The 12,436-nt window shown below is 62.9% G+C and carries 13 protein-coding genes; 9 read left to right on the top strand and 4 right to left on the bottom strand.

Annotated features, from left to right (window positions below; genetic code table 11):
- Nucleotides 1–166: 166 nt before the first annotated feature.
- The 4 genes from cobJ to cobG are packed head-to-tail and all read right to left on the bottom strand — an operon-like array spanning nucleotide 167 to nucleotide 4,500.
- Nucleotides 167–1,804 carry a precorrin-3B C(17)-methyltransferase gene (cobJ, locus tag HX823_RS26005; RefSeq protein ID WP_177077398.1) on the bottom strand — a complete coding sequence of 546 codons (1,638 nt, stop codon included), beginning with the start codon at nucleotides 1,802–1,804 and terminating at the stop codon, nucleotides 167–169.
- Entirely contained in the window at nucleotides 1,804–2,535 is a 732-nt protein-coding gene (locus tag HX823_RS26000; protein WP_177077396.1) for a precorrin-2 C(20)-methyltransferase, read from the bottom strand. The genes cobJ and HX823_RS26000 overlap by 1 nt, the downstream gene beginning before the upstream one ends.
- Nucleotides 2,535–3,161: a precorrin-8X methylmutase gene (locus HX823_RS25995; RefSeq protein WP_016976987.1), complete on the bottom strand. Its 627-nt coding sequence runs from the start codon at nucleotides 3,159–3,161 to the stop codon at nucleotides 2,535–2,537. Before HX823_RS25995 ends, HX823_RS26000 begins: the two co-directional genes overlap by 1 nt.
- Nucleotides 3,154–4,500 carry a precorrin-3B synthase gene (gene cobG / locus HX823_RS25990; protein WP_177077394.1) on the bottom strand — a complete coding sequence of 449 codons (1,347 nt, stop codon included), beginning with the start codon at nucleotides 4,498–4,500 and terminating at the stop codon, nucleotides 3,154–3,156. The genes HX823_RS25995 and cobG overlap by 8 nt, the downstream gene beginning before the upstream one ends.
- A gap of 38 nt (nucleotides 4,501–4,538) precedes the next feature.
- Between cobG and cbiE the strand changes: the two genes are divergently transcribed.
- From cbiE to HX823_RS25945, 9 genes are all read left to right on the top strand, one after another.
- Complete coding sequence (gene cbiE, locus HX823_RS25985; RefSeq protein WP_177077392.1) at nucleotides 4,539–5,744, top strand: precorrin-6y C5,15-methyltransferase (decarboxylating) subunit CbiE; 1,206 nt, start codon at nucleotides 4,539–4,541, stop codon at nucleotides 5,742–5,744.
- Entirely contained in the window at nucleotides 5,741–6,460 is a 720-nt protein-coding gene (locus HX823_RS25980; RefSeq protein WP_038842893.1) for a cobalt-precorrin-6A reductase, read from the top strand. The genes cbiE and HX823_RS25980 overlap by 4 nt, the downstream gene beginning before the upstream one ends.
- A 349-nt stretch (nucleotides 6,461–6,809) precedes the next feature.
- Nucleotides 6,810–7,112 carry a type II toxin-antitoxin system RelE/ParE family toxin gene (locus tag HX823_RS25975; RefSeq protein WP_177077390.1) on the top strand — a complete coding sequence of 101 codons (303 nt, stop codon included), beginning with the start codon at nucleotides 6,810–6,812 and terminating at the stop codon, nucleotides 7,110–7,112.
- Between the two features lie 3 nt (nucleotides 7,113–7,115).
- Nucleotides 7,116–7,406: an addiction module antidote protein gene (locus HX823_RS25970; RefSeq protein ID WP_038842899.1), complete on the top strand. Its 291-nt coding sequence runs from the start codon at nucleotides 7,116–7,118 to the stop codon at nucleotides 7,404–7,406.
- Nucleotides 7,407–7,503: 97 nt separating this feature from the next.
- The gene (locus HX823_RS25965) at nucleotides 7,504–7,899 is read left to right on the top strand and encodes a DUF2946 domain-containing protein (protein ID WP_177077388.1); all 396 of its coding nucleotides are present in this window, start codon (nucleotides 7,504–7,506) and stop codon (nucleotides 7,897–7,899) included.
- 47 nt (nucleotides 7,900–7,946) lie between these two features.
- Complete coding sequence (locus tag HX823_RS25960) at nucleotides 7,947–8,429, top strand: copper chaperone PCu(A)C (protein WP_177077386.1); 483 nt, start codon at nucleotides 7,947–7,949, stop codon at nucleotides 8,427–8,429.
- Between the two features lie 11 nt (nucleotides 8,430–8,440).
- Nucleotides 8,441–8,830: a DUF2946 domain-containing protein gene (locus HX823_RS25955; protein ID WP_177077384.1), complete on the top strand. Its 390-nt coding sequence runs from the start codon at nucleotides 8,441–8,443 to the stop codon at nucleotides 8,828–8,830.
- Nucleotides 8,831–8,923: 93 nt separating this feature from the next.
- Complete coding sequence (locus HX823_RS25950; protein WP_177077382.1) at nucleotides 8,924–10,984, top strand: TonB-dependent copper receptor; 2,061 nt, start codon at nucleotides 8,924–8,926, stop codon at nucleotides 10,982–10,984.
- Between the two features lie 43 nt (nucleotides 10,985–11,027).
- Nucleotides 11,028–12,410, top strand: coding sequence for a PepSY domain-containing protein (locus HX823_RS25945; protein WP_177077380.1), 1,383 nt, complete (start codon nucleotides 11,028–11,030; stop codon nucleotides 12,408–12,410).
- Nucleotides 12,411–12,436: the final 26 nt, after the last annotated feature.

The raw sequence follows: 12,436 nt of genomic DNA, 5'->3' as shown, positions 1-12,436 counted from the left end.
GACGACAAACATCCCTTGGCGCACGCCGTCAAACCGTGCCGCCCAGCAATCACGCGGCATGCCTGACAGGCTTCCGGATTTCGTCGCAGAAAAAAGAAAAAGCCCCGGACAACGCCAGGAAAATCCCTGGGTCATTCGGAGCTTTCAGGCCCCCGAGGGGCCCTTTTCAGGAGGCGGGTTTCTCGCCGTACCAGCGCGGCGTGTACACCCACTCACCGCCACCGGCTCGCGGGAAGGTGACGGTGGTGGACGAACCGATCAGCACCATGGTGCGCATGTCCACCTGCTCCGGCGTCAGTTGCCCCAGGGTAGTGACGCGCAGGGTCTGGCCTGGCCGGCCAATATCCCGGCCCAGCACCACCGGCGTTTCAGGCGTGCGATGAAGTGCGACGATTTCCAGCGCACGTCCCAGTTGCCACGGCCGCGAGCGCGAGATCGGGTTGTAGAACGCCAGCGCCAGGTCGGCCTGGGAGGCCAGGTCCAGGCGCTTTTCGATGATCGACCAGGGCTTGAGGTTGTCTGACAGCGACATCACGCAGAAGTCATGACCCAACGGTGCACCGGCCTGGGCGGCGGTGGCGAGCGAGGCCGAAACACCCGGCAGGATTTCCAGGTCGACCTGATGCCAGGCCGGATCACCGGATTCGTGCAGGGCTTCGATCACCGCAGCGGCCATGGCGAACACACCGGGGTCGCCAGACGACACCACCACCACCGAACGACCTTGGGCCGCGAGTTCGAAGGCGTGGCGGGCACGCTGCATTTCTTCGCGGTTGTCGGTGCAGTGCTGCACCTGATCGTCACGGAAGGGCCCAGCCATGCGCACGTAGGTTTCGTAACCCAGCACATCGGTACAGCGTGCCAGTTCAGCCTTGACCGCTGGCACCATCAACTCGGCAGCGCCGGGGCCCAGGCCGATCACGGCCAGGCGACCACGCACGCGGCCGACTTGCGACAAGTCCAGGGGTTGCTCGGCAACGTTGATGACGATATCGGCGTCCTGGATCACGCTGGCAAATCGCAGCGGTACTCCCAACACCAACGCTGCCTCATGCAACGACGCTTCGGCCATCTGCGTATCACTGGCCAGCAGGCACGCCAGGGACTGCACGGCGATGCCCGCCTCATGCAACGCCGTGCGTACACGCTCAGCCAGTTGCGCGCCGGGCTTGCAGGTCACGCTGACGTTCTTCGGATAGATCAGCAATTCATCGGCGGCAGGCATGCGCGCGTTACTGCCCACGTGAATCGCCAGGCGTGCCTGTTGGTCCTGGGGCAGGTTGGCCTGGTCCAGCCACGGCGCGGCGCCTTCGATGCGTACGCTTTCGCCGGCCAGCAGGTCGGAGACGAAACGTTTGCCCAGCTCCAGATCCGCCAGTGCATAACCTGCAGGCGGATTAAGCAGGCAGGTGCCGAAACGCAGCTCGCCACTGGTGGTGATCGCAGCGGCCACGTTCAACGCAGCGGCGATTTCGCGCGCCATCACGTTCACACCGCCGAGGCCGCCAAGCAACGGCACCACCGCGCTGCCGTCTTCGGCCACGGCCAGCACGGCGGGCTCTTCGCCTTTTTCCAGCAGCAGCGGCGCCAAGGTACGAATAACGATACCGGCCGCGCACAACGCAATCAGCGGCGTACCTTGCTGATACAGCTGGCGCAGGGTCGCGCCGAATTCACTGTAGGCCTGGTCCGCACCGTCGACCCGTCCGGCCAGGCCGTGGATCAACGCGCCGGGGTAGACCTGCTGGATCTTGCGCGCTGTGGCCAGGCTGCCCTGGCCCAAAATAACAATCGCCGGGCTCATCAACCTTGCCACCGTTCACCGGGCACGATGATCAGCGAGAAGTAAGGGGACGACGACGGGTCGACCTGTTCCAGCGGCACGATCTTCTGGTTGGCCATGGTGGCGCGCTCCACATACAGCGCACGCCCGGCCAGGCCGAGCTCTTCCAGCACCTGGCGCACTTTCGGGAAGTTGCGACCCAGCTTCATGATCACGGCCGCATCGGCATCCGCCAGGCGGCGCTTGAGGTCGTCATGGGGCAACACGCCCGAAAGCACCGAAAGGCTCTGGTTGCGATACACCAACGGCGCGCCCAGCACCGAGGCACCGCCGAGCATCGAGCAAACACCTGGAATCACCTGCGCTTCATAGCGCTCGGAGAGGCGGTCGTGCAGGTACATGTAGGAACCGTAGAAGAACGGGTCACCTTCGCAGATCACCGCCACGTCACGGCCGGCGTCCAGGTGTGCGGCGACGTCAACGCTTGCGGCGTCGTAGAAATCGCTGATCACCTGCTCGTAGGACATCGGCGCCGGCAACACTTCGGTGGTCACCGGGTACACCAACGGCATCAGCGTCTGTTGCGGCACCAGGTGGTCTTCGATAATGCCAAAGGCGTTGCCCTTCTTGCCCTTGGCCACGAAGTACGCCACCACCGGCGATTCGCGCAGCAGGCGCAGGGCCTTGAGGGTGATCAGTTCCGGGTCACCGGGGCCCACGCCCAGGCCGATCAAACGTCCACGTGTCTGCATTATTCGACCTCCGTGGCCAGGGCATTCACCGCAGCGGCCGCCATGGCGCTACCGCCCAGGCGGCCCTGCATGATCACGAACGGCACGCCACGGCTGTCGGCGGCCAGCATCGCCTTGGACTCGGCGGCGCCGACAAAACCCACCGGGAAGCCGAGGATCAACGCCGGTTTCGGCGCGCCCGCATCGAGCATTTCCAGCAGGTAGAACAACGCGGTCGGTGCATTGCCGATCACCACCACGCTGCCTTCCAGGTGCGGGCGCCACAGCTCCAGTGCGGCAGCGGAACGGGTGTTGCCCAACTCCCGCGCCAGCTCCGGCACGCTGTCATCACGCAGGGTGCAGATCACCGGATTATTGGCCGGCAGGCGTGCGCGGGTCACGCCTTCGGAGACCATCCGCGCATCGCACAGGATCGGCGCGCCCGCAGCCAGCGCATCGCGCCCGGCCTTGCCCGCCCCTTCGGAGAACTGAAGGCCGTCGATGGCGTCGACCATGCCGCAGGCGTGAATCACCCGCACCGCGAGTTTTTCCAGATCGGCCGGGATGCGGTCCAACTTGGCTTCCGCGCGAATAATGGCGAAGGAGTTGCGATAGATCTCCTGACCGTCGCGGATGTAATCAATCATCGGTGTTGCTCCGTGGGCGGGCGCGCAGCAGGGCGCCCGTCGCTTCAATAGAAAGGTTGCGTGCGTGCAGCCGGCCGAAACCGGGCTGGGCTGCCTCGCGAAAATAGAGGTCGTAGTGGCCGGGGCTCACGGCCAACAAGGTCACCGGCGCAACGTGCGCAGCGGCACAGGAACGCGGGCAGCCGGACAGGTGCACGTTGTGGTCAGTGCTCAAGGCAGCGAGTTGCACCGCGTCGGCCTTGGTGTCGGCCAGGGCCTTGCCGCAACCGCTGGAGCCGGTGCAGGCGATCATGCGCGCCAGGGGCTGGTCGATTGAACACAGAAAGCCAAGCTGCGCCAGGTGTTCGGTCACAGCGTGCGGTTTTTCGACGTTGGGCAGCAGCACGCCCTGCCAGGGGGTGAAACGCAGCGTGCCGTCGCCGTATTCGCTGGCCAGGTGCGCAGCGCCCTTGAGCATCGTCGCATCCAGGCGACCCAAGGGGGCGATGGCGGCGATGTAGAGCTTGTTATTTTGATGCTGTGGATAAGTGCCGAGGTGCTGCAAAGCGCCACTGGGCGGGCGGTTGAAGCCATCGGAGGGCAGCAGCGGCAGTGTTAGACGACTCAATAAGTTATCCACAGACAGATGCCGCATACGCGTCTGTTCCGGCGTGGCGATGTCCAGAAATGCTTCCAGCACGGCCACCACCAGTGCATGGCCCTGGTCCAATGGCACGGCGGCCAGCGGCGCATCCAGCCCCGGACAACCCGCCAGGCCAAAGGCCAGAAGCGTCTCGCCCTCCCGCACGAACGCCGACAGCCACAGGTCATGGTGATGTTCGAGCATCGCCAACGCCTCACCGCCATCCAGTTGCACGGCGAACTTGGCCGACAGCTCATGGAAACGCGGGTGGCTCTGCAGGGTATTCAGGATCTGTTCGGCCAGCGGGCGCGTATCGAAGAGCATCTGCGGATCGATCCCGGCGCTCGGACTGAGCATCAGGTTGCGCACGTCGTCGCCAGCCGCGTTATTGGGGCCGAGGTCGGCCGCCAACAGCATCGCAATCAGCGCGCTTTCTTCAGTGCCAATCCCACGAATCTGCAGATTGGCGCGGTTGGTCGCCTCGATCACCCCGCCCGCATAGGCCTGGGCGGCATCCGCCACCGCGTGGGCTTGGGCGGCAGTGATCGAACCACCGGCCAATTTGATCCGGCAGATGCCGCCGTCCAGCGCCTGGACAATACGCAGCAACCCCGGACAAGCCGAGGGGCGCAAGGTATTCACAGCGGGCGTTGGGTTCACGGGGCTACCGGTTGATGGGTAAAGGCGCGGTATTATGCCTGCTTTGTCCGGCGGCATGAAAAGCCTGCCCGTCGGATGTCGTTCAAGGAATCTTTATGTCGCCCTGGCTGACGGTTGTAGGCATCGGTGAAGACGGCTTCAAGGGGCTGGGCAGGAATGCCCGGCATGCCCTGTTGCGCGCCACGCGGATTATAGGTGCTCAGCGCCAGTTGGACCTGTTGCCGGTGTGTATTCGCGGCGAGCGGGCGTTGTGGCCGAGCCCGTTTTCCCTGGAGCCGGTGCTGGCTCGGCGTGGCGAGCCGGTCTGTGTGTTGGCCAGTGGGGACCCGATGTTCTATGGCGTAGGCGCGAGCCTGGCGCGACAGGTGGCGGCTGAAGAGTTGCTGATTTTGCCGGCGCCTTCGTCGGTGTCGTTGGCAGCGGCGCGCTTGGGCTGGCCGTTGCAGGACGTGGTGACCTTATCCGTGGTCGCCCGGCCGCTGTCGGCGCTGAATGCGCATCTGGCCAGTGGCGTGCGGATGTTGGTGTTGAGTAATGACGGGCGCAGTCCGGCGTTGATTGCCGCTTTGTTGGCTTCGTGCGGGTTTGGGCCGAGCCGCTTGAGCGTGTTTGAACATTTGGGCGGCGCGCATGAGCGGCGCATCGACGGTCTGGCTACGGATTGGCAACACGCGTCAGTCGCCGATTTGAATCTGGTTGCCATTGATTGCGTAGCCTCCGGCGAAACACCCCGTCTGTCGCGCCTGGCGGGCCTGCCGGATTCAGCCTTCAAACACGACGGCCAACTGACCAAACGCGATGTACGCGCCATGACCCTGGCCCGCCTCGCGCCGATGCCCGGCGAACTGCTGTGGGACGTGGGCGCGGGCAGCGGCTCCATCGGGATCGAATGGATGCGTACTCACCCGAGCTGCCGCGCCCTGGCGATTGAAACGGATGAAGGTCGCCAAGGCCTGATCGAACACAATCGCGACGCCCTTGGCGTGCCCGGGCTGCAATTGGTTCGCGGCAAGGCGCCCGAGGCGTTGAACGGACTGGAAGCCCCGGACGCCATCTTCATCGGCGGCGGCGTCACCCGCGACGGCGTACTCGACACCTGCTGGCAACACCTGCGGCCGGGCGGGCGCTTGGTCGCCAACGCCGTGACCCTGCAAAGTGAAATGACCTTGATGGAGTGGCGCGCCCGGCATGGCGGCGAACTGACGCGTATCCACGTGGCCCAGGCGCAGCCGCTGGGGGAATTTGACACGTGGCGCCAGGCGTTGCCGATCACCTTGCTGGAAGTGGTCAAGCTACTATGAAGCGCATCCTTCTGCTGGGCGGCGTGACTGAGGCGCTGGCTATCGCTCGCACATTGGGCCCGGAACATATCTACAGCCTCGCTGGCGTTGGCCGCGTGCCCACCGACCTGACCTGCCAAGTGCGGGTCGGTGGTTATGGTGGCGCTGAGGGCTTGGCGCAGTTTGTTCGGGATGAAGGGATTAGCCTGATTCTCGACGCGACCCATCCGTATGCAGCGCAGATCAGCCGCAATGCTGCCGAGGCCGCGCAGTTGAGCGGCGTGCCATGTTGGGCCTTGCGCCGCCCGGCGTGGCAGCCGCAGGCGGGAGATGATTGGCGCGAGGTCAGTGATTGGGCCGCGTTGATTGAAGCGCTCAAACCCTTCAAGCGTCCGCTGTTCACGCTGGGGCGCGAGCCGTTGCAACACCTTGATGAGATCCCGCCGGAGCAGTTCTGGACGCTGCGTGCACTGGATGTTTATCCGGGCAATGAACGCTGCGAAGTGATCGGCGCGCGCGGGCCGTTTTTGATCGAGGATGAGCGGGCGTTGTTCGAGCTGCGTGGGATTGATGTGCTGATCAGCAAGAACAGCGGTAGCACGGCAACGGAGCCGAAGCTGGAGGTGGCAAGGGAGCTTGGGGTGCCGGTGTTGGTGTTGAAGCGGCCCGTTCTGGCTCAGGTAGATCGAGAATTTACCACCATGCCTTCTCTACTACAGGCAATCAACACTCTCTAACCACCACAAATCCCTGTGGGAGCGGGCTTGCTCGCGAAGGCTGTGTGTCAGTCACCAAATCTATTGGATGACACTCCGCCTTCGCGAGCAATTGCGCCAGCTCAATCAATTGCGCAACGCCGAGCAATTCCTCTCGTTTCAAATAACCCGAAAAATGACCAACCATTTGGCCTTCTCATAAAAGCCGAATCCGCCTACAAACACTTCCGAACCAGCTGGCTGGCTCAGCCAAAAGCCCCCGCCCTAACCTCTCTTCCTCGCGAATTCGCACCAGCATCCGCGATGGAGATGCACTGTTTTCACAGTGCGTCGCACTTGCCATGATGTATCCCAAGGAATACGATCCGAGATGATTGATTTCAATGAAACCATTGAGTTTGTCCAATGGCTGGAGGCCGTTCGGGATCCATTCGCAAAAGTGCGTATTGTGAAGAGAATACGAATGGCAGAAGCCGGAAACTTCGGTGACTGTGAGCCTGTAGGTGATGGGGTGTCCGAGATGCGAATCCACTACGGTCCTGGGTATCGCGTTTACTTCACTCGTCGAAACAAGGCGGTTTATCTGCTGCTAGTCGGTGGTGACAAATCAACACAAAGCCGGGACATCAAGCGTGCAAAGCTAATTGCATTAAACCTTGGCAATGAGGAATGACTCATGAGCGAATCCTATACTCGCTTCGACGCGGCAAAATATTTGAAAACCCCTTTGGAAATGGCCGCCTACCTGGAGACCTGCTTTGAAGACGATGCAGGCGATGGTCTTTTGATTCGCACCGCTCTCAACGATATCGCCCGCGCCCAAGGCATGACCCAAATCGCCCGCGACGCCGGTCTCGGCCGCGAAAGCCTATACAAAGCCCTCTCCGCCACTGGCAATCCCGAATTCACGACTATCATGAAAGTCATGAAAGCGTTGGGCCTGAAGCTTCACGCCACAGCGATCTGATAGCACTGCGACACCAAACCACACCAGCCCTTTTTACTTATCCCCCACGATCAGGCTAAATACCCGCCTGATCGTTTAACCCTACGGATTGTCCGCCATGGCCCGTCAACGCTTTGCAATCGCCTGGATCGCCTGCCTTGCAGTGCTGTTCAACGCCTTTGCCATGCCGCTGGCCAGTGCGATGCAGCAATCCCAGGACCCGGTGCAGCAATTGTTGTGGGGCAGTTTCTGCTCGTCCAATGGTGCGACGCTCAAGACCATCGCCCTGGGCCAGCTGGAAATCCCGGCGCCGCAGCAGGACGATCACTCCACCATGCAACATTGCTGGTGTTGCTCGGGCTCGGCGCCGTTGGTGGCGTTGCCGGGGCATGTGCCGCAGTTGTACCTCACGCAATTCAACACTTCACAGAGCTTGCCGCCGCCCCGGCTGCAAAGCCCGACCCCGCGCCAGCAATGGCCAAGCCTCAACCCCCGCGCCTCTCCAACGGTCTGATTTTCTTCGCAAGTGAACTGCGTTTAGAACCGTTCTGGAGAACTGCCATGCTCAAATCTTCCCTGCTTCTGGCTGCGTTGCTGCTGCCGGTGTTCAGTGCTGCCAATGCCGAGGACTACAAGGCCGGCGACCTGGTGGTCAGCGAACCCTGGTCCCAGGAGTTGCCGCCGAATGCGCCCACCGTCGCCGCGTATTTTGTGATTCATAACACCGGCGAATCCCCGGACCGCCTGCTCAGCGTCGAAACGCCAGTGGCGGACAAGGCCGAGCTGCACGAACACGTCATGCAGGGCGACCTGATGAAGATGCAACAAGTGCCCAGCGTTGCCGTGCCGGCCAAGGGTGACCTGACCTTCGCGCCCATGGCGTACCACGTGATGCTGTTGGGCCTCAAAGACCGCAGCCTGTTGGCCGACGGCAAGCAATTCCCGCTGACCCTGACCTTCGAAAAAGCCGGCAAGATCGAGGTGGACGTGTCGGTGCAGAAAGTACCGCCGATGGCCGGCCACGCGCACAAGCACCCGCAATAGGCTGACATTCGATGGGCGCCCCTCGCGCCAGGCTCTCCCCGCACGCCCGCGTAAGGCGCGGCGGTTGGATCAGCCTGTTCGCCATGCTGATGATCTTTATCGGTCCGCTGATTTCCCAAGCGATGCCGATGGATCATCACGCCGGTATGTCGATGGACATGCCGATGGACCACGGCGACTCCCATCACCCAAAAGCCCCCAACGAACACCACGCCCTCTGGTCCAAGTGCGGCTATTGCGACCTGCTCTACAGCTGCCCCGCCCTGCCCGGCGGCGTTTCAACCTTCACCCTGAGCAGTCCGCCACCCGCCAACGCCCTCACCCCCGCCACGCGCCTGGGCCATGCCCGGCAGAGCATCTTCCCCGGCGCCCGCAGCCGCGCGCCGCCCATCGCTTCGTAAGCACTTCACAGCGTTACTTCACCCCGGCCGACTTTAGACAGACAGCCGCAGGCTGCTGGCCGTGTTGTTTACGATTGATTGATGGAATTTGTCATGTCCAGGTTTTCTGCTGACACCCGTTTGGGACGTACTCCCGTGTTCGCCGTTCTGTGCGGCGCACTGCTGGCTCCGATGGCTCACGCCGACGAAAATGAATTGAGCCCCACCGTCATTACGGCGATCGCCCCCAGCTCACCGCTGACTGTGATCACCAACCCGAAAGACCCGCGCCAGCCGGTGCCCGCCAGCGATGGCGGCGACTACCTCAAGACCATCCCCGGCTTCGCCCTGGTGCGTAACGGCGGCACCAATGGCGACCCGGTGCTGCGTGGCATGTTTGGCTCGCGCCTGAACATCCTTACCAACGGCAGCATGATGCTCGGTGCCTGTCCCGGCCGCATGGATGCGCCCACTTCGTACATTTCGCCAGAGACCTACGACAAGCTCACCGTGATCAAAGGCCCGCAAACCGTACTCTGGGGCCCTGGCGCCTCGGCGGGCACCGTGCTGTTCGAGCGTGAACCGGAGCAATTCGGCGAGCTGGGCACGCGACTCAACGCCAGCGTGCTGGCCGGTTCCAACGGGCGCTTTGACAAAGTCATCGATGCCGCTGCCGGGGGGCCACTGGGCTATGTACGGGTGATCGGCAACCAGGCCCATGCCGATGACTACAAGGACGGCAACAACGACACCGTCGCCTCGCGCTACGACAAGTGGAACGGCGACGTGGCCGTCGGTTTCACCCCCGACGCCGACACCCTGCTGGAACTCACCGCCGGCCGTGGCGATGGCGAAGCACGCTACGCCGGACGCGGCATGGATGGCTCGCAATTCCTGCGGGAAAGCCTGGGGCTGCGTTTCGAAAAATCCAACATTGGCGACGTCCTCGACAAGGTCGAAGCCCAGGTCTACTACAACTACGCCGACCACGTGATGGACAACTACAGCCTGCGCACGCCCTCGGGCACCGGGATGATGGCCGGGCCTATGGCGTCCAACGTCGATCGCCGCACCCTCGGCGCGCGGATCAAGGCCACCTGGCGCTGGGCCGATGTGCAGCTGATCAGCGGCCTGGATGCGCAGACCAACGAACATCGCCAGCGCAGCAGCATGGGTGTCGACACCTACAAGGACCTGCCACGGGTCAAGGATGCCAATTTCCATAACTACGGCGTATTCGGCGAACTCACCTGGTACGCCGCCGACCGCGAACGGCTGATCACCGGTGCGCGCCTGGACCGCGCCTCGGCCAAGGACTTCCGGCAAAGCACCGGCTCCGGCATGATGACGCGGCCCAACCCGACCGCCGACAACACTCGCGCCGACACCTTGCCTTCCGGCTTCGTGCGCTATGAACACGACCTGGCCGACAGCCCCACCACCCTCTATGCAGGCCTGGGCCACTCGGAACGTTTCCCCGATTACTGGGAGCTGTTTTCGCCCAACACCGGCGCGAGCGGTTCAGTGAATGCTTTCGACGGCGTGAAGCCAGAGAAGACCACCCAACTCGATTTCGGCGCGCAATACAAAGCTGAAGACCTTGAAGCCTGGGCTTCGGGTTACATCGGTCGGGTGCAGGACTTCATCCTGTTCGACTACCGGCCCGGCATGATGGGCACCACCTCCCAGGCGCGTAACGTCGACGCGCGCATCATGGGCGGCGAATTGGGCGCGGCGTACAAACTGACGCGCCACTGGAAAACCGACGCCACCCTCGCTTACGCCTGGGGCAAGAACAGCAGCGACGGCAAGGCGCTGCCACAAATGCCGCCACTGGATGCACGCCTGGGCCTCACCTACAGCGAAGATGACTGGAGCGCCGGCGCGCTGTGGCGTGTGGTCGCCGCACAAAACCGCATCGACCAGAACAAGGGCAACGTGGTCGGCAAGGACTTCGACAAGAGCGGCGGTTTTGGTGTGTTCTCGCTGAACGCGGCGTATCGCATCAACAAACACTTCAAGGTCAGCACTGGCGTCGACAATCTGTTCGGCAAGGCCTACGCCGAGCACCTGAACCTGGCCGGCAACGCCGGGTTCGGCTACCCGGCCAGTGACCCGCAAGCCATCAAGGAGCCAGGGCGCACGCTCTGGACCAAAGTCGATATGAACTTCTAAAAGCATCACGGACATAAAAAATTAATGCCTTGCGGAGCCCCTGATGAACACTCAAAAGATTTCCTTCTACAACCTGGCCTGGCGCTGGCACTTCTACGCCGGCCTCTTCGTCGCCCCTTTCATGGTGTTGCTGGCACTGACCGGCATCATCTACCTGTTCAAACCCCAACTCGACCCGCTGATGTACGGCGACCTGCTCAAGGTCCAGACCGCCGAGCACGCCCTGAGCGCCGATGAGCAACTGCAACGCGCCAAAACCGCCTTCCCCAACGCTGCGATCAGCAAATACCTGCCCCCTGCCGACAGTACCAGCAGCGCACAATTCGTGATGCACAACGGAGGCCGCGAAGTGACCGTGTTCGTCGATCCCTATCGCGGCACGGTCCTCGGCGAGCAGGACTCGAAATACAACCTGCAAGCCATCGCCCGCGCCCTGCACGGCGAGCTGATGATCGGCACCGTCGGCGACCGCCTGGTGGAACTCGCCGCCGGTTGGGGCGTGATGCTGGTGGTGTCGGGCCTGTACCTGTGGTGGCCGCGCGGCAAGTCTTCGGCAGGTGTGCTGTGGCCGCGTTTCAACAGTCGTGGCCGGGTGTTGTGGCGCGATATGCACGCAGTCACCGGTTTCTGGGGCGCGTCCTTGTTGCTGGTGATGCTGCTCAGCGGCATGACCTGGACCGGCTTCTGGGGCAAGCAATACGCCGACCTGTGGAACACCTTTCCGGCGGCAATGTGGAACAACGTGCCGCAATCGGATCAGCAGGCGCGCGTGCTCAACACGGCCAGCCAACAGACCGTGCCCTGGGCCATGGAAAACACGCCGATGCCGATGTCCGGCGACCACGCCGAACACATGAACCACGGCGCCATGCACTCGGGTCCGGCGGCGCCCACCTTGCGCTTGCAGCAGGTGGTCGACCTGGCCAATGCACGTCACGTCGAGCCCGGCTACAGCATCACCTTCCCCACCACCGCCGAAGGTGTATTCACCGTCGCGGTGTTCGCCAACGACCCACGCAATGACGCCACCCTGCACGTGGACCAATACACCGGCAAGGTGCTGGCCGATGTGCGTTGGGAACATTACAACCTGGTCGCGCGGACCACCGAGACCGGCGTGATGCTGCACGAAGGCAAGATGTTCGGCTGGGTCAATCAGCTGATCGTGCTGCTGATTTGCCTGATGATTTTGCTCAGCGCGGTCAGCGGTGTGGTGATCTGGTGGAAGCGGCGGCCTCAAGGCGGGCTGGGCGTTCCACCGCTGCGTCATGACCTGCCGAAGTGGAAAACCGCGATGGTGATCATGCTCGCCCTGGCGATCATTTTTCCGCTGGTGGGCGCCTCGTTGATCCTGGTGTGGGCATTGGACCGCCTGGTGCTTTCACGTTTTTTTGCGCAACGTGAATCCGCCTCAGGTTCTGCATGAAGCAGGCGAGATGCCCGGCACAGAGC

Origin of the sequence: Pseudomonas sp. P7759, assembly GCF_013386445.1 — a bacterium.
Taxonomy (GTDB): Bacteria; Pseudomonadota; Gammaproteobacteria; order Pseudomonadales; family Pseudomonadaceae; genus Aquipseudomonas; species Aquipseudomonas azotoformans_A.
Note: the sequence above shows the minus strand (reverse complement) of the source record. Positions and strands in the feature narration are given on the sequence as shown.